Raw genomic sequence first — 19,643 nt, 5'->3', positions numbered from 1 at the left:
TATACTACTGCCCGATACGTTTTCTGATCTTCGGCTTTCCGGTCCGGGAGCGATGGCGCAGAGGCAGCAGCTTCACTCGAAACTGACTGAGCTCGTTCGTAGCGGGGTCGATATGATCAGCCATAAAGTCACGGTATTCACGAAGCACTTGAATAGTTCCGTGCGTTTTCTTGCGCTTCGAATAGTGCAGTGCGTTCGTTCCTGACCTGGCATGGCCCATAATGTCGGCACGGATCAGATCGGGCGCGTTGGCTATGGCATAGAAACTGGAACCCAGCGCACGGATAGAGTGCATATCGCACCCTTTGCCCGTGACCTCATTGGTTGGGATATCCATGTGCAGGCCGATCCACTCGACCATGTGTCGCCAAGCGACATTGCGGAACTGGTGCCCGCCCACTCTTGCAGCGTTTAGGTAAAGCTCGGGAAACAGTTCGCGATGGCCTTCCTCCTTGATCGCATGCACGTAATTGGCAAAGCCGAGGCGCATGATCTCTTCGTGGAGCGGAATTGAGCGGACTCGATTCTTATTTTTTTGCGCCACCGTCAACGCCGTTCTCACCTCGAATATCGTTGTCCTTGATATCGACGTGAGGGACGACATCCCCAGTATGCACTTCGTCCAGCCGAAGGCCGGCGATCTCGTTCACCGTAGCGTGTGTGTAGTAGAGCAAAAGGGGGAGCCAGTAGGCCGCGTCGTGATAGACTTCGTCGCCGGCGTTCCCGTCGAGACGATGAAGGTTGCCTCCACAGCCGTTCCACAGCGGCGCCGAGAACAGGCATTTCATGTGATCGACTGTCCACACGGGACGCTCCGCTTCCGGCGCGGTCTTAGTTCCTTTGGCCAGCTTGGCCTTCGAGAAGTCGAGCGCCTTCACATTGGGGATCTTCGGGCGCCATTCATCTTCCGCCAGAATGTCGTAAGCTGTCGACATATAGGACAGGTCGCGCTTGACGGTGTTGAGCGAGCGAGCATTTTTCTTCGTGAGCGGGAAGGTCTCTGCGATCTCTTCGAAGGACCGGTCGAAATCCTTGGCCGGGCGATAATCGCGCGGCATGCGCAAAAGCCCATTCTTAAACTTTGCAACGTCGGCATGATTGTAGTCGCCGAGAGGCTTGTCACCTGTGATCCAGGCGAAGGTTCGCAGTACGCGCTCATACTGTGCCAGTCCGCGGTTCCATAACTTGGCACCGAATGCAGTACGAATGATCTTAGGGATCACCTCGCTGAAGCGCTGCGAGTGATACTCAACGAAAACGCAGTCCAGCGTTGTATGTTCGTTGTCCTGACAATCAGTCGGAAGCGGCAAGTTGGCAGATGGGAGGGCTGCCGGTCCCGGGTGTGGCACTGCAAACGACAGAGGTGTGCCATTCGATCTCCGTTTCTGGAGCAGCACCTCCTCCGGATCGAAAGCGGCCTGCACATCATCGTCTAGGAAATGGGCAGCGAGCCTATGGGCCTCAGCCTGCGCCTGCAGGTGGATGTGCTTCATCCGGCCGATGATTGCCGGCGTGGGTTCAATGCCGAGACCTTCGGCAATGAGCGCCATGGTTTCGTCATTGATGGTGTCCTTGCCGCAGTATCGGTCGAGATCGCATGCCACCCACTCGATCGCCTCGTCATCATGTCCCGCTTCCGCGAGCATCTTGCGATGCGCGTCAGTCAATTCGGGGATCTGGCCGGGGCGCTGAGCTAGGTCGTAAGCGCTGGCGTGCGTTCGCGCTTGCTCGATCAGCGCTACGGGATCGCAGGACGGGTTATAGAATTGCTCGATCAGCCGGGCGAGGCAGCTGCGCAGTTCGGTCTCGAACAGGCCCTTGAGCATCTCCGGCTCGAGTGTCCGGTCGAGATTGAAATATGCGCCCACTGCCTTCTTCACCTTATCGAAATGCGCGGCGAGTGCCGCCGACCTGCCACGTGCCTCTTGCGCACTGCATGTCGAAAGCGGTATGATTACAGTGAGATCGTTGCCATTTTCCCAACGGGCGCGACGGCGGAAATAATATCTGCCATCGCGTCGGACGGTGAAGGGGATCTTCGGCATTTGCTGGGGCTCCCGAACTGGGTCGGTGAACCGTTATGGGTCACTCCGTTCCACCTAGTTAGTGGAAGCGGTTTCTTTTCAGGGCCTTAAAGGCGATGTGGTCGGGGAGAGAGGATTCGAACCTCCGGCCCCTGCCTCCCGAAGACAGTGCTCTACCAGGCTGAGCTACTCCCCGACGCGATTTGCCGTGAACTTGCGTTACACAGCGAGGCAGGATCGCGCCTATACGGCGATGTCGGTCTGCTGACAAGGGATCATAGAGCCTCGCCATCAGCGCACTTGCCACAATGGCAGATGACTTTGCCGGCACGCCCTTGCTACAGACAAACGTATGGCTTTCATAACTCCCGCAGCAGACCGGACCGCACCGGACCATTTCGAATGGCAATATCTTGACCTCATGCATCGCATCTGGACAGCAGGTGATGAACGGCACGATCGCACCGGGGTTGGCACGAGATCGCTGTTCGGTGAGACGTTGCGGTTTGATCTAGCCGATGGCGCCATGCCACTCATCACGACCAAACGTGTATTCTGGAAAACGGCCACACGTGAGCTGTTGTGGTTCCTGACCGGAGAGACGAACATCCGGCCGCTGGTGCAGCAGGGGGTGGCAATCTGGACCGACTGGCCGCTTGCGCGCTACCGCCGGGAAACGGCGCATGACATTACGAAGGACGATTTCGTCAGCCGGATCATTGATGACGTCGAGTTCGCCCGGCGCTGGGGCGATCTTGGGCCGGTATATGGCCGTCAATGGGTCAACTGGCCAAGCTTTGTTGCAACAGGCGACGGGCTTTACCGCAAAGGCGAAGGGATCAACCAGATTGCGAAGCTGGTCGAGGGGCTGCGCAAAGATCCTTACGGACGCCGCCACATTCTGGAGGGTTGGAATGTGGCCGAACTTGATGCCATGGCTCTGCCGCCATGCCACAAGACTTACCAGTTCCATGTGGCCGCAGGACGTCTCAACAGCCTGCTCTCCCAGCGGAGTTGCGACGTGGCATTGGGATTGCCCTTCAACCTGTGGTCCGCAGCACTGCTCCAGCGGATGATCGCCGCGCAGGTGGGTCTAAAGCCGGGCATCTTCATGTGGGTCGGCGGTGACACGCATCTCTATCTCAATCACGACAGGCTGGTGGAGGAACAGCTGCGCCGACAGCCTGACGGGCACCCCAGGCTTACGATCAACAGCGAGGTCGATGATATCTTTGCCTATTCCTTGCAAGATTTCACGGTTCACGACTACGCGCCGCAACCGCAGATCACCGCACCTGTTGCCGTGTGAATATCGGACGTGGCGGGAGACGAAAAAAAGATGCGCTGACGGGCGCAACTGGCGTTGACAGCGTAGGAGAGCTGGCCTAGTTGCGCGGCTCCCCAAGGGGTGAGCGGGTGTAGCTCAGTTGGTTAGAGCGCCGGCCTGTCACGCCGGAGGTCGCGGGTTCAAGTCCCGTCACTCGCGCCACTTGGGGAGATTACAACAGGGCACTTATATTGTCCTGTTGCTGTCTCGGACGGCGACTGCATGATCAGGCACCTTCGCGATTAGCCTGTCCTCTTTGTTCAGCGCCAGCGACCCGTCTCCATCCAGATGAGAAACGGTTTGAGCGGTAGCAGCCATGCTATGCCAAGCACGAGATAAACCGGAACCTGGAGCAGCGTTGGCCAGGTGGCAATTGGCTCGATCAGGGTTATCACCACACCGCAGTAAAGCAGCATTGCGCCAAGTAGCATCAGCACGCCTGCGGGTTTGCGCCAGGTCGGTTCTGGATCAGGGGTTTTCATCGGCGGCGCTTCTCGAAGGGGCCATAGAGGCGTGTTGGAGTGACGACCGCATCAAGAGGTTGGTCATGAGGCTGCATTGGCAGCGATTGAGTGCACTGAACGTCCCATGCCAGACCAATGGCGACCAGAGCAGGGTGGCGGGCAAGCAGGCGATCGTAGAACCCGCCGCCCTGACCAAGCCGGCAGCCGTCGGGTGTAAACGCGACCAGCGGCAAGAACACAACGTCCGGTTCGATTAAAGCTGCGTTGCCTGAAGGTTGTGCAATGCCAAACGGTCCCGGCGCAAGATCGCTGTTGTCCCATGGATCAGTCCATTCTCGAAACTCCATGACTTGCGCACTATCATCACCGCGCCGCTGATCGAGGTGGGGCAATGCCAGCGCGTGACCCGCCTCGCTAAAATAGCGTGCGTATCCACAGGCGGGCGCTTCGTCGCCGGTAGCATGGTAAAGTCCGATGGCAGCTTTGGGCGGAATGATGCTCAACAGCGGAGCCGGCGGCCTGCGCAGGATCAAGGCTTGTGTATCGACATGCATTTGCGCAACATGCTCGCTCCGTTCCTTGCGGAACCGGCGGCGCAGGATCTGCTTTTCATCCATAACCTGCATCCTCGCGCCAGCGATGGGTGACGGGTCCACCATGGGTCGTTTGCCGTATGAAATCCTCTGACGCCTCGACGTCAGGTGGGAACCGTTTACCCCGGACCAGAGTCCAGGGCAGGGACAGCTCCCTTGGATTGCTTATAGCCTCAGGGATGTTCTGTCGGCTCGTGCCGGGCAGAACCCGTCCGCTGCAATCTAGGCGTGATCAGCCTCTCCCTCAAGGCGTGTTACGATATTTTCAATCCGCTGCGTTACAGCATCAATGGACGTGGCCAGCATTGCATCACGTTCCATGGCGCTTTGGAGGCTCTGCTGTGTGGCGGCAAGGCGCTCTGCGAGATCGTGACGTTCATCTGCAAGCACCAGTGCCGCAAACAGCAGCATGCGTGTTTCGCTTTGATCAACGGCTTTTGCAGCCCGGGCGCTGGCGTCAATCTTTGCAGCGAGAGCCGCGATGTGGTGCTCTTCACCCGGCGTGCAGGACACCTGAAAACGGCGCCCCCCGATGCTTAGCATCACATTCTTCACGTGGCATCTTCCACAAGGTCCAGCGCAGCGACAATTTCGTCGATCTCCTCAAGCGCGGTTCCCACGCGGCCTCGCAAATTTGCATGCTGCACGCGAAGCGTTTCTTGCTGATCGCGCACATGATCAAGTCGCACAGCGGCAGCACCCAGCCGTTCAACCACGCCGGACAATCTGTCGAGCGCGCGTGCGGCCATGCTTATCGGTTCATCGCTGGGTGTCATGCCCGTTTTCCTGTCATCGCCTTATCGTCCAAGCCGCGCTTTGTGCAGCTCTGGCACACCAAGCCGAACCGGCCGGGCGTCATGTCGGCTTTTGCGCTATGGCGGTGCATACCGGACCCGTCACAGCGCGTAAAGAACGGCTCTGCCGACGTGCGGGGCCAAACTTGACGCAGCGCCGCGCCAACCGCAAAGCACCTGCGTCTGCGAATCATCGCAACGGTCGCGCTTTGGAGAACAAGACAGAACATGACCATTGACCAGAGCCGTCTTAGTCAAATGGCCAATGCCATTCGCGTCCTTTCGATGGACGCGGTGCAGGAGGCTAATTCCGGCCATCCGGGAATGCCGATGGGCATGGCCGATGTTGCAACATTGCTGTGGTCCGAATATCTGGTTTTCGACCCCGCTGCGCCAGAGTGGCTTGACCGCGACCGGTTCGTGCTATCGGCCGGGCACGGCTCCATGCTGATTTATGCGCTCTTGCACCTGTCGGGGTACGATCGCCCGACAATGGAGGACATCCGCAATTTTCGTCAGCTCGGCAGTCCATGTGCCGGTCACCCGGAAAACTTTCTCCTGGACGGGGTAGAATGCACCACCGGGCCGCTTGGTCAGGGGTTTGCGATGGCTGTCGGCATGGCTATTGCCGAACGACATCTGAACGCCCGGTTTGGCGACGATCTTGTTGATCACCGGACCTGGACCATTGCGGGAGATGGCTGCCTCATGGAAGGCATCAACCATGAAGCGGTCGGTCTGGCCGGACATCTTGAGCTCGGCAAGTTCAATGTCCTTTGGGACGACAACAACATTACCATCGATGGCAGCACTGCCCTGTCGACGAGTGAGGATATCGGCGCGCGCTTTGCCGCAGCCGGCTGGCACGTCGTTCGTTGCGACGGTCATGATTTCGCAGACATCCGACGTGCCATGGACGAGGCGATTGCCGATGAAAGACCATCGCTGATCGCTTGCAAGACAATCATCGGCAAGGGCTCCCCTGGCAAGCAGGGAACGGCTGCCACGCACGGATCCGCGCTGGGCGAGAGCGAAATTGCCGCCGTGCGCGCAAATCTGGACTGGACCGCGGCCGCATTCGACATTCCGCCGCAGGTCGTCGCTGACTGGCGCAGTACCGGGGACAGGGGCCGCACTGCACGCGAAGCCTGGACTGCAAGGCTGCAAGGCAATCCGGCTGGTCGCGCATATGAAGAGATCATGCGCGGTGCACTACCGGCGCTCGAGGGGTGGGAGGATTACAAGACGCAGCTTGCCAGCGACATGCCTCGGATGGCCACGCGAAAAGCCAGCGAGGCAGCGCTTGGCGTGTTGACTGCCGCAGTGCCTGCGATGGTGGGCGGTTCTGCCGATCTTACCGGTTCCAACAACACCAAGACGGCGGCCACGACACCGCTGACGGCGAAGGATTACAGCGGGCGCTATCTTTATTATGGCATTCGGGAATTCGGCATGGCTGCCGCGATGAATGGCATGGCTTTGCATGGCGGCATCATTCCTTATGGTGGCACTTTCCTCGTCTTTGCCGATTATTGTCGTCCGGCAATCCGGCTTTCGGCGCTGCAGAATGCCCAGGCCATCTACGTGATGACGCATGATTCAATCGGATTGGGCGAGGATGGCCCAACGCACCAGCCGATCGAGCATCTGCAATCCCTGCGCATGATCCCGAACCTGCTGGTGTTCCGCCCTGCCGATGCGATCGAGACGGCCGAATGCTGGGAACTGGCGTTGCAGAACCGCTCACGCCCCTCGCTGCTTGCGCTCAGCCGGCAGGATCTTCCGGCACTGCGTACCGAAGCGCAGGAAAATCGCAGCGCACGGGGTGCATATCGGGTGCGTACGGCGGATGCTGCCCGGCGTGTCGTGCTGATCGCGACCGGTTCCGAAGTGCAGCTTGCGCTCGACGTGGCCGAAGTGCTCGAGGCGCAGGGTGTCGGCACCGACGTGGTCTCGATGGTGTGTACGCAGCTGTTTGACGAACAGGACAAGCTCTATCGCGACGACATCCTTCCGCATGTCAAGCCAAGCGACATCTTGCGCGTGTCGATAGAAGCTGGAACCACATTCGGCTGGGAACGCTACACCATGGTGGACGGCCTCAGCATTGGCATCGATCGGTTCGGCGCTTCAGGACCTGCAACCGCATTGTTTGACAAGTTCGGCTTCACTACAGAAGCCATCGTTCCACAAATCAAGGCCAGATTGGGCATTTAACAGGAGTTGTTTACATGGCGACCAAGGTTGCGATCAACGGTTTCGGACGTATCGGACGTCTGGTGGCACGGGCCCTGCTGGAGCGGGACGATCATGATTTCGAACTGGTTGCCATCAATGATCTGGCAGATGCGAAATCCAACGCTCTTTTGTTCGCCTATGATTCCACCCATGGCCGGTTTCCGGGCGAAGTAACGTCGAGCGATCAGAGCATCACGGTAAACGGTCGGCAGATTGCGGTTACCAAGGAGCGCGACCCGGGCAAGCTGCCGCACGCCAGCATGGGCGTGGACATGGTGCTTGAATGCACCGGCTTCTTCCAGTCCAAGGACGCCGCCAGCCCGCATCTGGACGCAGGCGCCAAGCGCGTGTTGATCTCGGCTCCTGCCAAGGGTGTGGACAAGACGATCGTGTTCGGCGTCAATCAGGACGCGCTGACCGCTGATGACATCATAGTGTCAAACGCCAGCTGCACCACCAATTGCCTCGCGCCTGTTGCCAAGGTGCTGCACGAAACCGTCGGGATTGAACGTGGCTTCATGACGACGATCCACAGCTATACCAATGATCAGCGGATGCTTGACCAGATGCATTCCGACATGCGGCGGGCGAGGGGCGGTGCACAGAACATCATTCCCACCACCACTGGTGCAGCCCGAGCCGTAGGCCTGGTCCTGCCCGAGCTCAACGGCAAGCTTGATGGCAGTTCGCTGCGGGTGCCAACGCCTAACGTCAGCCTCATCGATCTGGTGTTCACGCCTTCTCGCGATACGTCGGTCGAGGAGTTGAACGAGGCGCTGAAAGCAGCGTCGCAAGGAGCGATGAAAGGTGTGCTCGACTATACCGACGAGCCGCTGGTGTCGTCCGACTTCAATCATTATCCGGCAAGCTCGACCGTCGACAGTCTTGAGACAACTGTCCTTGAAGGCAAGCTTGGCCGAGTGGTTTCCTGGTACGATAACGAATGGGGCTTTTCCAACCGCATGATTGATACCGCCGGAGTCATGGCGCGGTTGATCTGAACAGCCGTAGATGAGGAATGCAGATGGCCTGCGAGCAGGGTTGCTCGCAGGCCCATTTTCAAAGGTCCGGCATAGCGTCGGTCGCAGACGGGGTAAGCAGCATGAGCGGGTTTCGCACTCTTGACGATATTGCCGATCCGGCTGGCAAGGTTGCGCTGGTCCGTGTGGATCTGAACCTGCCCATGCAGGACGGGCAGGTCACGGACAGGACTCGCATCTCCGCTTCTGCGCCCACGATACTGGAACTTGCCGATGCAGGCGCCAAGGTGCTGCTGCTGGCACATTTTGGCCGGCCCAAAGGCGCGCGCAGTTCGACACTGAGCCTCAGCATGGTCGTTGATGCGGTGCAGGACGTTTTGGGACGCGAAGTCATGTTCGTTCCCGAAGTGGCGGGCGAAGTGGTTGCCCAGACCATTGGCATATTGCGCAATGGTGACATAGCCGTTCTGGAAAACACGCGTTTCTGGCCAGGGGAAGAAGCAAATAACGCGGGGTTTGCCCATGCAATCGCCGCCAATGGCGATCTCTACGTAAATGACGCCTTTTCTGCCGCGCATCGGGCACATGCCACCACCGAAGCACTGGCGCACATATTGCCTGCTTATGCAGGGCGCTCGATGCAGAAGGAACTGCTTGCACTCGACCGGGCGCTGGGCACGCCGGAAAAGCCGGTGGCAGCCGTCGTTGGCGGAGCCAAGGTGTCAAGCAAGCTTGCCGTGCTGGAGCATCTGGTCGGCATCGTCGACCATCTCGTTATCGGCGGCGGCATGGCCAACACGTTTCTTGCCGCGCGTGGTGTCGACGTCGGCAAATCTTTGTGCGAACATGATCTGACCGGCACCGTCGAACAGATCATGGCAGCTGCGGAAAAATCCGGTTGTACCGTGCACCTGCCTTATGATGTGGTTGTTGCCAAGGAATTTGCTCCTCATCCTGCATCGCTGCGCAAGTGCAATGTGCATGAAGTGGCGGCAGACGAGATGATCCTCGATCTCGGTCCACTGGCCACAGAGGCCTTGGCTGACGTATTGAAGACATGCCGCACGCTGGTCTGGAATGGCCCGCTCGGTGCGTTTGAAACCGCGCCGTTCGACACGGCTACGGTTGCGCTTGCCCGCATTGCCGCTGCCTTGACCAAGGAAGGATCGCTGGTGTCGGTCGCAGGCGGCGGCGACACCGTTGCTGCGCTCAACCATGCCGGTGTCTCGCAGGACTTCAGCTATGTGTCGACAGCTGGCGGTGCCTTTCTCGAGTGGATGGAGGGGCGTGAGCTGCCTGGCGTGGCGGCACTTGCCCGCTGAGTGATCGCGCCTCCGTATTTTCGTTGATTTTATGAAAAAGGATTGAACATGCAGCAGGAAGACATGCTCAGACAGGTAAGCCAGGGAAAAGGCTTTATCGCGGCGCTCGATCAAAGCGGCGGATCAACGCCCAAGGCGCTGCGTGGCTATGGGGTGGAGGATAACACCTGGTCCGGTGATCAGGAAATGTTCGCCATGATCCACCAGATGCGCAGTCGCATCATAACCGCGCCTTCGTTCAATGGCGACAAGGTTCTGGGCGCGATCCTGTTTGAAAAGACCATGGACGGTGAAGCTGACGGCAAGCCGATCCCTGCCATCCTGAAGGAACGGGGCGTGGTTCCTTTCCTCAAGGTGGACAAGGGGCTTGAGGATGAAGCAGATGGCGTGCAGCTGATGAAGCCAATGCCACAGCTTGACAGTCTGCTGGCCCGCGCCAAGGAACGCGGCGTGTTCGGAACCAAGATGAGGTCGGTTATCAACTCGGCCAATCGCGATGGCATTGCAGCAATTGTCGCGCAGCAGTTTGAGGTCGGCAAGCAGATTTATGAAGCTGGCCTGATGCCGATGCTCGAGCCCGAATATACCATCACGGCAGACGACCGTGCGCAGGGTGAAAAGATGCTGCGCGATGAAATCCTGAAGCATCTGGATGCGCTGCCGGACGGCCGCCAGATTATGTTGAAGCTGTCGATCCCGGTCGAAGCGAATACCTACAAGCCGCTGGTCGACCATGCTGCCGTGGCGCGGGTGGTTGCCCTGTCTGGCGGGTTTTCCCGCGACGAGGCTTGCAAGAAGCTGGCGCAAAATGATGGCATGATTGCCAGCTTCAGCAGAGCCTTGCTCGAGGATTTGCGTTATCAGATGGATGATAAGCAGTTTGACGCTGCACTCGGCGCTGCAATCGACCAGATTTATACGGCTTCGGTAAACAAAACCTAAGGCTGAAAACGAAAGATGAAAAGATAGTCGGAGCGGTGGATCAGCCGCTCCGCTTTCTTTGGCGGCAATACGGACACAAGTACGACGTTCACATCGAGGATCTGGTGCTGCTTGCCTGTTTCAAGCTCGATCCGAGCGCGCTGGCTTCCATTTGCCAGATCCGCCAGGACGATCACCTTGCCCGCGTGAATGCATTGTGCATCGACGGGGCAGCGACTGTCTTCGAGCACGGCAAGAGGTGTCAATTGCCAGTCGCCGCTGATTACATGCTCACCCAGCCTTGCCGAAGCTTCTGAACCCGCTATTCGCTGATCAGGAGATGGGGCGGCGGGAGTTTGAGTGCTCATGCGCGAACATCCACTCAGCATGAGGAGGGCAGGCAGGGCCGCACCAGCCATCGCGACCGTCTGGATAAACCTCACTGTCCGTGCGTTCCTTGCGTGATTTCCTGTGGCGCTACCGAAGCGTGGTGGATATCAGGCTTTGCATGAACCATGCTGCACACTCCTTGCGTTCGCAACTTTACCTTATTTCGCCAACGGATGTCTCGGGCAGTTTTCCAGAACGGTTAAGACGGGCGATCGACGCCGGCGAAGGGCTTGTGTCTGCCTTCCAGTTCCGGGTAAAAAACATCGAGCAGCATGAGGCCGCGCGTCTTGCAGCGCCGCTGCAGAAGATCTGCGCCGAGCACGATGTCGGCTTCATCGTCAACGACGACGTTGCGCTTGCCAGGCGGCTCGGGGCTGACGGGGTGCATTTGGGGCAGGGCGACGGATCGGTGCGCGATGCACGCGAACAACTGGGAGAAGGCGCGCAGATCGGCGTGACGTGTCACAATAGCCGGCACCTTGCTATGGAAGCAGGAGATCAGGGCGCTGATTACGTTGCTTTTGGAGCATTCTTTCCCAGTAGTACCAAAGTATCGGAACATCGTGCGGAGGTGGAGCTGCTGGAGTTCTGGCAAAAATTGTTTGAATTGCCCTGCGTGGCAATCGGCGGTATTACCCCTGCCAATTGCGGCCCGCTGGTAGCGTCTGGCGCCGACTTCCTGGCGGTTTCAGGGGCTATCTGGCGAGCAGATGAGGCGGCCGCAGTGCGTGATTTTGCCAAGGCTATTAACGAGGCCAGCAGCGCAGGGTAAACGCGATGATAATCCTTGGCGGCTATACGGACCTGAATGGCCGCTGCTTTACTTTGCCAGCCAGGCGATGTGGCTGACGGGCAATTTGCCTGACGTGCAATGTGCCGGATAAACGGAATGGACATGAGTGTAACAAGATTTCGAATAATGCTTCTACCTGTGTCGATATTGGCGCTGGTTGCGTGCCAAGCCGCAGACGAAGCTGCTGCAACGCAAGAGATGGCAGCCACTGTGGACACTTCGCAGGGTGGCGGCGACACTATGGGCAGCAGGGATCCTGCCGCAGGAGAGGCTAGTTCGACGGACATGCCTGACAGCGAAGAACGGCCCACGATGCAGCTTCAGGTGGTGCTGGACCGGCTCGGCTTCTCGCCGGGTGTGATCGACGGCAAGATGGGAATGTCTACAAGCAACGCAATCAGCGGTTTTCAAAAAGCCAACGATCTGAAGGTATCGGGTGAACTTGACGGCGCAACAAAGCAGGCGCTGAGCCGGCACGACAACATCAACGCCACGCGGGTGGTGACAATTCCCGAAGAGTTCGCGGTCGGCCGCTACGAGAAGATCCCCGACAGCCCTGTCAAGCAAGCCGAGATGAAGCGGCTCGGCTATGAATCGCTTGAGGAAAAACTTGCAGAGCGGTTCCACACCACGGCAGAGACATTGCGCATGCTGAACCCGGGCGGACGCCCGGCTGGCGCAGCTTCGGATCAGAACAGCCGGGCCAGACCAGGTGATGAGGAGGGCGGCGTTTTTGCAGCTGGGCAGCAGATACGCGTGCCAAACGTCGGGCGCGATTTCATTGACCAGTCGGCCAAGATCGATGGTGATTGGAAGCAGACCTTGCGCGATCTTGGCATCGGCACCGATCAGCCGAACGCCCGACGCATCGTAGTGGACAAGTCAGAAAATATCCTGGCGGTTTATGGTGACGATGAGAAGCTGCTTGCGCAGTTCACCGTAACGAGCGGTTCATCACATGACCCGCTGCCGATCGGCGAGTGGCAGATTACAGGCGTCGCGCATAATCCGACGTTCTCCTACAATCCCGAACTGTTCTGGGACGTGCCCGACAGCAATGCAAAACAGCAATTGCCTCCTGGCCCTAACGGCCCGGTCGGAGTGGTATGGATCGACCTTTCAAAGGAGCATTACGGTATCCATGGCACGTCTGCGCCAGAAACGATTGGGCGGGCACAAAGTCATGGCTGCGTGCGGTTGACAAACTGGGATGCGGCCCGCCTTGCGCAGATGGTATCGCAATCGACGAAGGTGGTGTTTCAGAAGTAAGCTTCAGCACTCAGCCTTGCAGCGCGTTCCAGAAGCAGGCAAAAGGCCAAAGCCGTTTGCCGGAAAGCTGGTCGGGGCACGCGGCGGCTGACACAATTCCACCGGACAAACTGGAAGTTTTGCATAATGGCTACCCACACGACACGCATGCTGATCATCGGCTCGGGACCCGCCGGATTGTCGGCCGCGATCTATGCTGCGCGTGCTGGCATGGAGCCGATCGTGGTGCAGGGTCTGCAACCTGGTGGCCAGCTGACGATTACGACGGATGTGGAAAACTATCCAGGTTTCAGGGACGTGATCCAGGGTCCGTGGCTCATGGAGGAAATGCAGGCCCAGGCAGAACATGTCGGCACGCGTATGATGTGGGATACGATAACCTCTGTCGATCTGGAAAACGGCACCCCTTTCAAAGCTTACGGCGATAGCGGGGATGTTTACGAAGGCGCTACGCTGGTGATCGCAACAGGTGCGCAGGCAAGGTGGTTGGGAGTTGAAGGGGAGCAGGAATTCTCCGGCAAGGGTGTTTCAGCCTGCGCCACATGTGACGGCTTTTTCTACAGGGGAAAGAAGGTCGTGGTAATCGGCGGTGGCAATACCGCGGTCGAAGAAGCGCTTTACCTGACAAACCACAGTGATGACGTGACTCTCATCCACCGCCGCGACAGCTTGCGCGCGGAAAAGATCCTTCAGGATCGGTTATTCGCCAGTCCGGCTATCTCGACCCACTGGAACAAGACCGTAATGCGCTTCGTCGGTGAGGAAAGCGGCGGGCTGACCGGTGTGCTGCTGAAGGATACACAGACAGGCGAGGAGAGCGTTCTTGCCACTGACGGAGCCTTTGTGGCAATCGGGCATTCGCCGGCGACTGAATTGTTCAAGGACCAGCTTGATCTTGATGAAGGTGGCTACATCCTGGTTCAGCCCGGCACTCCGATGACGCCGATCCCGGGCGTGTTTGCTTGCGGCGACGTGATCGACCACACCTACCGCCAGGCAGTTACCGCAGCAGGGACAGGTTGCATGGCAGCGCTCGATGCGGAACGCTTCCTTGCCACGCTTGATTTCGCGCGCTCTGAATCCCGTTCTGTTCAAACAGTGAGCGCCTGATCAGCGGCCGGATCGTTTGCGGGAGATGAAATCAAGCAAAGATCCGAAGGTATCGAGCAAGTCTGCATCGACTTCGTCATCCTCAACAATGATGTCCAGCCGATCTTCCATTTCGGTCAACAGCCCTGCGACCGCCTGCGAATCAAGCTCGGGGAGAGCACCGAACAGAGGCGTAGCAGCTTCAAATTGCGCCACACGTGTTACATCGAGCGCGAGCACATCGGCCAGGATGCTTCTCAATTCGGCATCGAGTTTTCTTGTTGCAGACGGGGTGTCGTTGTTCATGATGGCGGATGTCGTAGCGATGCAGGTGTGGCGATGCAACTGGCGCAGCGGCATGCAACCATTGGCAGGCGACACATGATGCAACTGCCGGAACGCTGCCCGCTGGATCATTTGCCGCTATGCGGACGGCCCGATGATGTTGCGTTGGTGCTGAAAAACACGACGCTTACTTTTGCCGAGATGAACCACGAAGTTGGGGTGCTTGCCGCACGCTTGCGTCATTTCGGTCAGCTTCGCGGGTGGGCTCCCGGTACCCGGATCGCAAGCTGGGCAGCGAAAGGCATGGCAACCTGCCTGCTGCCGCTGGCCGCCCCGCGGGCAGGGTTCGTGCATGTGCCGATAAATCTGGTATTGAAGCGGGCGCAGGTTGCACACATTCTGCGCGATAGCGGCGCCCGCCTCCTGATTGCGAATGCAGGTCGGCTCAACAGCCTTCTTGATGGCGATGTTCCTGATGCCTGCGCTACATGGCACGAAGAGCAGGCGTTCGTCGCGGCAGCCGACAATCCGACGTTCGATCCGCTGCCGCCATCCACGGCCGGCGGCGATGAACTGGCAGCAATTCTGTACACGAGCGGATCGACCGGCCTGCCCAAGGGCGTGATGCTGAGCCACGACAATCTCTGGCTGGGCGCAGCGGCGGTGGCTCAATTCCTGCAACTTGACCATCAGGATCGTACCTTGTGCGTCTTGCCGCTCGCGTTTGATTATGGACAGAACCAGCTTTTTTCCGCCTGGTTTGCCGGTGGAACCGCTGTGCCTGTCGATCATCTCATCCCACGCGACGTGGTAACTGCGGTGGCGAAACACGGTATAACCACGCTTGCGGGAGTGCCGCCCTTGTGGACCGAGCTTGTGGATCAGGAGTGGACGCAGGAAGCCATCCGTCCGCTGCTGCGTCTCACCAACAGCGGCGGTGCGTTGTCTGAAAACCTGATCAAGCGATTGCGTGCCAAGTTTCCCGATGCCAGGCTTTTTGCCATGTACGGACTTACCGAGGCGTTCCGCTCCACCTTCCTTGATCCTGCACTGATCGATGAAAAGCCCGGCAGTATCGGCAGGCCGATACCTTTTGCAGAAATTTACGTGGTGAAGGATGATGGGCAGCTTGCTCGCGAGGGCGAAGAGGGTGAACTGGTGCATGCTGGCCCGCTGGTAGCGCAGGGGTATTGGCGCGACGAAGAAGCCACCGCGCAGCGCTTCAGATCCGCTCCGACTGGCGCAGGTGTTGCAAACAAGGCAGTCTGGTCGGGCGATAGCGTCAGGATTGGCGATGACGGGCTGATGTACTTTGTGGGGCGCCGCGATGCGATGATCAAATCCTATGGGCAGCGCATCAGCCCACAAGAAATAGAAGATGCGGCACAGGCAACTGGCCTTGTGCGGGAATGTGCCGCCTTTGGCGTGGCTGACGCTGCGGCCGGTCAGACCGTGCACCTGGTTGCCAGCGCGGCGCGGACGGAGTGTGCTGACAAGGCGCAGGCAGAGCTTCCTGCGATGCTGGCCAGGATCTTGCCGCGTTATATGCAGCCTCGCCAGATTCACTGGCGCGATCATCTGCCAAGAGGTGCGACCGGAAAACTGGATCGCGCAACAATGAAAGCCGAGCTCGAGAGCTGGCACTCTGCGCACAGATCAGGATCCACCTAGACCATGACGAACCTCGGCCCGATCCCCCCGGACTTCGTGAGCCGAGATGGCGAATTGTGCATCGGCGGCAAGACAGCATCGCATGTTGTTGCGGAGGCAGGACGGACACCATTGTTCGCTTACGACATGGCAGTGGTGGAGCGGCGCCTGCGGGAATTGCGTGCGGTCATGCCGCAACGGCTCGCCATCCATTATGCGCTGAAAGCCAACCCTTTTGCGCCTCTGCTGCGCCACATGCGCGGTCTCGTAGACGGGTTCGACGTTGCATCGGGAGGGGAACTGGCAGCCGCGCTGAACGCCGGAATGGATGCTGCCTGCATCAGCTTTGCAGGGCCCGGCAAGGACGATGCAGAGCTTGCCGCTGCGATTGAAGCGGGCGTTACGATCAACCTTGAATCGCACAACGAAGCTCGCCGGGCAATTGCCATCGCAGGTAAGCTCGCCATCCGACCAAGACTGGCGGTTCGCGTTAATCCGGCATTTGACTTGCGCGGTTCGGGCATGAAAATGGGCGGCGGCGCGCGCCAGTTCGGTGTGGATGCTCCACTTGTGCCCGCTCTGGTTCAGGAAATAATTGGCAGCGGAGCCGAGTGGCGCGGCTATCATGTGTACGCGGGCAGTCAATCACTCGATGCCGCAGCCATTGTGGACGCGCAGAGCGCGACACTTGATATGGTGGCCGGTCTTGCCGAAGCGACCAAAGCGCCTGTACCGCATTGCAATCTGGGCGGCGGCTTTGGCATACCCTATTTCTCTGGCGATGCGTCTTTGAATATAGCAACTATAGGTGCTGCTCTAAGGCGGCAGTTGAGTCAGCTCAACAATGCATTGCGTGACACGTCCTTCGCGATTGAACTCGGGCGTTGGCTGGTCGGCGAGGCAGGGGTATATCTGACGCGCGTCATCGACGTGAAAAGCAGCCACGGAGAGACATTCGTGATCACCGATGGCGGCTTGCACCACCAGCTCGCCGCATCGGGTAATTTCGGAACTGTGGTAAAGCGCAACTACCCCCTCGCGATTGCCAACAAGTTTGGCGCAGCTACTGCATCTGATCCGCAGCATATCGTCGGACGCCTTTGCACGCCGCTTGATCGACTTGCACACAAGGCGATGCTGCCGCTCGTCGCCGTTGGTGATCTCGTCGCGGTATTCTGTGCAGGAGCATATGGCGCCACGGCAAGTCCTGAAAACTTCCTCGGGCATGGCCCTGCCGTTGAGCTGCTCGTTTAATACAGACTGGTATCTGATCCGTTCTGGAAGGAGTTAACGGAAAAAAGCCAGCGAGCGGGCAATACAATCCATTCTCGATCGACCTTCGCTGTCCCGGCCGCGTTGCTTCGGCAATAGATCTGGTCAGAATGCAACAGGACATGCGAGATGTATCAGGACAATCAGGAACAGTTTGCCGGCAGAAGTGTGGCCCAAGAACAAGGTTTCGTGCAACTTGCGCTGCGTGCTGCTAACGCGTCGGTCCAGCTCGCCAAAGCGGTACAAACAGGCAGCCGAGTGTTGGTCCTCAGCGGTTCAGATGGAACAGAGCGCAGGAGTGTTCTGGCATCGTTCAACCGGACCGTTGAGAGCGATGGATTTCAGGTCAAGCGGATTGACGGTGCATGTGACGAAGGAGTTCTGACCAAACTGCTTTCTTCCAAAGCCGATCAACATGACGACGGGCAGATAGCCCCGGGTCTGCAATCGGATCCTTCCAAACACCGCGAACTTGGTCTGGCGGGGCAGTTGATCGTTATTGATAATGCCGACCTGCTGCCACTTGCTTCCCTGTCACGCCTCCATGCTCTTATGCATAATGAAGCAGACGACGTACGTTTGCTCGTCAGTGGCGGCGCAATATTGATCCCGCGGCTTTGCACCCCCGATTGCAGACCCTTGTGGCAATCCACCGCGCTGGTGGTCCAGCTTGACCCGCCTGCTGGCGAGGAGAGGCACAGCAACATCCTCGTTGAGCGCCTGCAAGCGGAGATCGCCAGGACTGAAGCAAAACTTGCCACACAACGACGGATGCTACGCATATTCACCGATACCGGTTCATTTGAAGACAGTGGTATTGGATGATCGCCCCAAGCCGAATAGGTCAGAAGGATTATTGACCTTTTAATTTTTATTGAGCGAAAATGATATGATTTTTGATAAACTGGCTGGTGGCGGCGCATCGCTCGGATGGCGAACGCAAATACTGTCTCTTGAACCTGCCTGGCGACACCCCGATCAAGTCCCTCGCCGGCGCGATCAAGGCTGGCCAGGTCTGCGAACAAGCGCATCAGCAACGCAAGCAGGAACCGGGACTGGATCACTTCGAACGACGACCCTGCAACAGACTTCACCGCCATGCCTTGAGGTCGATGATGGCCTGCGCCGTCCTGCAATCCCGAAGCCTCGCTCAGGCAGGGCGGAAAACACTCCGCTCCGCCTCCTCACCCCACCTTGCCAGCAGTGCGCCAGCTCATCCTTGACCAACTGTCACCACCACCGCCGGAGCATTGCCCTCACCGCCGATGTAGCCTCATCAGACATCCCGACAAACTTCTGCCAAAGTAGTGGGAGAATAGCGCGACAATATCGTGCAAGTCACTGAAGTGATCGCATCGATCCATAATCATAGCGGCGTCGAAAGCGGCAGCGTAACGATGGAGAACGTAAATTGACGTCCGAGGTAAAACAGATCAAGCGCCGGAGAGTGGTCTTCCACTGACAAACTGGTCGAGTTCATCAGCACAAGCAGAAGCTGCCAGGAGAAAATGCGGGAGCGCGGCGGTCCTGAGCGCCTTAGCTTCCATCACATCTGCACGCGGGTTCGACGGTTCGGATTGAGCCGGTCCGTCGCGGCGCCAATATAGCGCGATCAGGACAACCAGCAGCGTGATGAGGACGAGCTGCAGAAGCGTGCCGATTGGGCCGATGATGATGCTATTATGGCCGCGCTCATGCCTCCACCGAAACACTGGACGTAGTCCTTGTAGCCGATCTTGTCTGCGGCGTCGGGCGAAACATGGATCATCTTTATCGCGGGCAGTCCGGCAGCGCCTTTCTCATCACGAGACCGAAGCGTGACACGTAGATCGCCGTCGGCGAAGTGCCTTTCGCCCGTTCCTCACACGACGATGAGCTTGCCATCGAGCTTTGCCGCGCCTGACATCCGCGGAAGGTAAACAAAGGATGGGAACGCCACTGCGGTCAGCGACAAGGCGCAGCGGGCCTGCTTGCCGCTCAGTGCCTCAATGTCGGCATTGCTCATTGTCTCGGATTTCATGATCGCAGTGGCGACATTTTGCAGGACGGCGCGGACGCGCACGACGGAGATGCTGGCGCGGACGCGAGTTCGACCCGCGCTTCGCGATCACTACCAACAGAAGTGATCTGATTGCAGGCCGACGCGGTCAGCGCCACGGAGGCGGGAATCAGGGTTGATCGGAGGAGGCGCTTCATTGTTCCACCTTCTTTGACAGGCGTTCTCCCATACGC

Annotated in this window: 19 protein-coding genes, 2 tRNA genes and 2 pseudogenes; 13 read left to right on the top strand and 10 right to left on the bottom strand. The window is 58.6% G+C overall.

What is annotated here, in order from left to right; genetic code table 11:
• Window positions 1-4: 4 nt before the first annotated feature.
• The 3 genes from RM533_RS12145 to RM533_RS12135 all read right to left on the bottom strand — a co-directional run bounded on the left by RM533_RS12145 (window position 5) and on the right by RM533_RS12135 (window position 2,220).
• On the bottom strand, window positions 5-544 hold the full coding sequence (locus tag RM533_RS12145; protein WP_311341495.1) for a site-specific integrase: 540 nt from the start codon (window positions 542-544) through the stop codon (window positions 5-7).
• Window positions 528-2,045 (bottom strand): hypothetical protein, encoded by a 1,518-nt coding sequence (locus tag RM533_RS12140; RefSeq protein WP_311341494.1) that lies wholly within the window; start codon window positions 2,043-2,045, stop codon window positions 528-530. The genes RM533_RS12145 and RM533_RS12140 overlap by 17 nt, the downstream gene beginning before the upstream one ends.
• 98 nt (window positions 2,046-2,143) lie before the next feature.
• Window positions 2,144-2,220: transfer RNA gene (locus RM533_RS12135), tRNA-Pro, on the bottom strand.
• Between the two features lie 156 nt (window positions 2,221-2,376).
• Between RM533_RS12135 and thyA the strand changes: the two genes are divergently transcribed.
• Together thyA and RM533_RS12125 are read left to right on the top strand one after the other, a co-directional pair.
• Complete coding sequence (thyA, locus tag RM533_RS12130; protein WP_311341493.1) at window positions 2,377-3,333, top strand: thymidylate synthase; 957 nt, start codon at window positions 2,377-2,379, stop codon at window positions 3,331-3,333.
• Window positions 3,334-3,436: 103 nt separating this feature from the next.
• Window positions 3,437-3,513: transfer RNA gene (locus RM533_RS12125), tRNA-Asp, on the top strand.
• Between the two features lie 98 nt (window positions 3,514-3,611).
• On the opposite strand, the gene RM533_RS12120 is transcribed toward RM533_RS12125, so the two are convergent.
• The 4 genes from RM533_RS12120 to RM533_RS12105 all read right to left on the bottom strand — a co-directional run bounded on the left by RM533_RS12120 (window position 3,612) and on the right by RM533_RS12105 (window position 5,184).
• Complete coding sequence (locus tag RM533_RS12120; protein WP_311341492.1) at window positions 3,612-3,833, bottom strand: DUF2842 domain-containing protein; 222 nt, start codon at window positions 3,831-3,833, stop codon at window positions 3,612-3,614.
• On the bottom strand, window positions 3,830-4,432 hold the full coding sequence (locus RM533_RS12115; RefSeq protein ID WP_311341491.1) for a 5-formyltetrahydrofolate cyclo-ligase: 603 nt from the start codon (window positions 4,430-4,432) through the stop codon (window positions 3,830-3,832). Before RM533_RS12115 ends, RM533_RS12120 begins: the two co-directional genes overlap by 4 nt.
• Window positions 4,433-4,630: 198 nt before the next feature.
• Window positions 4,631-4,963: a cell division protein ZapA gene (locus RM533_RS12110; RefSeq protein ID WP_311341490.1), complete on the bottom strand. Its 333-nt coding sequence runs from the start codon at window positions 4,961-4,963 to the stop codon at window positions 4,631-4,633.
• A complete protein-coding gene (locus RM533_RS12105) occupies window positions 4,960-5,184 on the bottom strand; it encodes a hypothetical protein (RefSeq protein WP_311341489.1) in 225 nt (74 codons plus the stop codon). Before RM533_RS12105 ends, RM533_RS12110 begins: the two co-directional genes overlap by 4 nt.
• Window positions 5,185-5,430: 246 nt before the next feature.
• Between RM533_RS12105 and tkt the strand changes: the two genes are divergently transcribed.
• From tkt to RM533_RS12085, 4 genes are all read left to right on the top strand, one after another.
• On the top strand, window positions 5,431-7,419 hold the full coding sequence (gene tkt, locus RM533_RS12100; protein ID WP_311341488.1) for a transketolase: 1,989 nt from the start codon (window positions 5,431-5,433) through the stop codon (window positions 7,417-7,419).
• Between the two features lie 14 nt (window positions 7,420-7,433).
• Entirely contained in the window at window positions 7,434-8,441 is a 1,008-nt protein-coding gene (gap, locus tag RM533_RS12095) for a type I glyceraldehyde-3-phosphate dehydrogenase (RefSeq protein ID WP_311341487.1), read from the top strand.
• Window positions 8,442-8,542: 101 nt separating this feature from the next.
• Window positions 8,543-9,742, top strand: coding sequence for a phosphoglycerate kinase (locus RM533_RS12090; protein ID WP_311341486.1), 1,200 nt, complete (start codon window positions 8,543-8,545; stop codon window positions 9,740-9,742).
• Window positions 9,743-9,790: 48 nt separating this feature from the next.
• Complete coding sequence (locus RM533_RS12085; protein ID WP_311341485.1) at window positions 9,791-10,684, top strand: fructose bisphosphate aldolase; 894 nt, start codon at window positions 9,791-9,793, stop codon at window positions 10,682-10,684.
• Here the strand turns inward: RM533_RS12085 and RM533_RS12080 are convergent.
• Window positions 10,681-11,031: a hypothetical protein gene (locus RM533_RS12080; protein WP_311341484.1), complete on the bottom strand. Its 351-nt coding sequence runs from the start codon at window positions 11,029-11,031 to the stop codon at window positions 10,681-10,683. The two genes, RM533_RS12085 and RM533_RS12080, sit on opposite strands and share 4 nt — an antisense overlap.
• A 140-nt stretch (window positions 11,032-11,171) precedes the next feature.
• On the opposite strand from RM533_RS12080, the gene thiE reads away from it, so the two are divergent.
• The 3 genes from thiE to trxB all read left to right on the top strand — a co-directional run bounded on the left by thiE (window position 11,172) and on the right by trxB (window position 14,225).
• Window positions 11,172-11,825: a thiamine phosphate synthase gene (gene thiE / locus RM533_RS12075; RefSeq protein ID WP_311341483.1), complete on the top strand. Its 654-nt coding sequence runs from the start codon at window positions 11,172-11,174 to the stop codon at window positions 11,823-11,825.
• Between the two features lie 219 nt (window positions 11,826-12,044).
• The gene (locus RM533_RS12070) at window positions 12,045-13,115 is read left to right on the top strand and encodes a L,D-transpeptidase family protein (protein WP_311341482.1); all 1,071 of its coding nucleotides are present in this window, start codon (window positions 12,045-12,047) and stop codon (window positions 13,113-13,115) included.
• 126 nt (window positions 13,116-13,241) lie between these two features.
• Window positions 13,242-14,225 carry a thioredoxin-disulfide reductase gene (gene trxB, locus RM533_RS12065; protein ID WP_311341481.1) on the top strand — a complete coding sequence of 328 codons (984 nt, stop codon included), beginning with the start codon at window positions 13,242-13,244 and terminating at the stop codon, window positions 14,223-14,225.
• Here trxB and RM533_RS12060 read toward each other — a convergent pair whose 3' ends face one another.
• Complete coding sequence (locus tag RM533_RS12060) at window positions 14,226-14,510, bottom strand: acyl carrier protein (RefSeq protein ID WP_311341480.1); 285 nt, start codon at window positions 14,508-14,510, stop codon at window positions 14,226-14,228.
• Window positions 14,511-14,585: 75 nt separating this feature from the next.
• On the opposite strand from RM533_RS12060, the gene RM533_RS12055 reads away from it, so the two are divergent.
• The 4 genes and pseudogenes from RM533_RS12055 to RM533_RS13720 all read left to right on the top strand — a co-directional run.
• Window positions 14,586-16,160, top strand: a complete 1,575-nt coding sequence (locus tag RM533_RS12055; protein WP_311341479.1) for an AMP-binding protein — start codon at window positions 14,586-14,588, stop codon at window positions 16,158-16,160.
• Window positions 16,161-16,163: 3 nt separating this feature from the next.
• The gene (locus RM533_RS12050; protein WP_311341478.1) at window positions 16,164-17,393 is read left to right on the top strand and encodes a pyridoxal-dependent decarboxylase, exosortase A system-associated; all 1,230 of its coding nucleotides are present in this window, start codon (window positions 16,164-16,166) and stop codon (window positions 17,391-17,393) included.
• Between the two features lie 147 nt (window positions 17,394-17,540).
• Window positions 17,541-18,236: a hypothetical protein gene (locus RM533_RS12045; RefSeq protein WP_311341477.1), complete on the top strand. Its 696-nt coding sequence runs from the start codon at window positions 17,541-17,543 to the stop codon at window positions 18,234-18,236.
• Window positions 18,237-18,316: 80 nt separating this feature from the next.
• Window positions 18,317-18,634, top strand: a pseudogene (locus RM533_RS13720) (IS701 family transposase); the annotation flags it as partial.
• Window positions 18,635-19,023: 389 nt separating this feature from the next.
• Here the strand turns inward: RM533_RS13720 and RM533_RS12040 are convergent.
• Window positions 19,024-19,431: pseudogene (locus RM533_RS12040) on the bottom strand (DUF6692 family protein).
• Window positions 19,432-19,643 lie beyond the last annotated feature (212 nt).

Source organism: Croceicoccus esteveae, assembly GCF_031846435.1.
In the GTDB taxonomy this organism is placed as follows: Bacteria; Pseudomonadota; Alphaproteobacteria; order Sphingomonadales; family Sphingomonadaceae; genus Croceicoccus; species Croceicoccus esteveae.
This window is presented reverse-complemented; position numbering and strand designations above follow the sequence as displayed.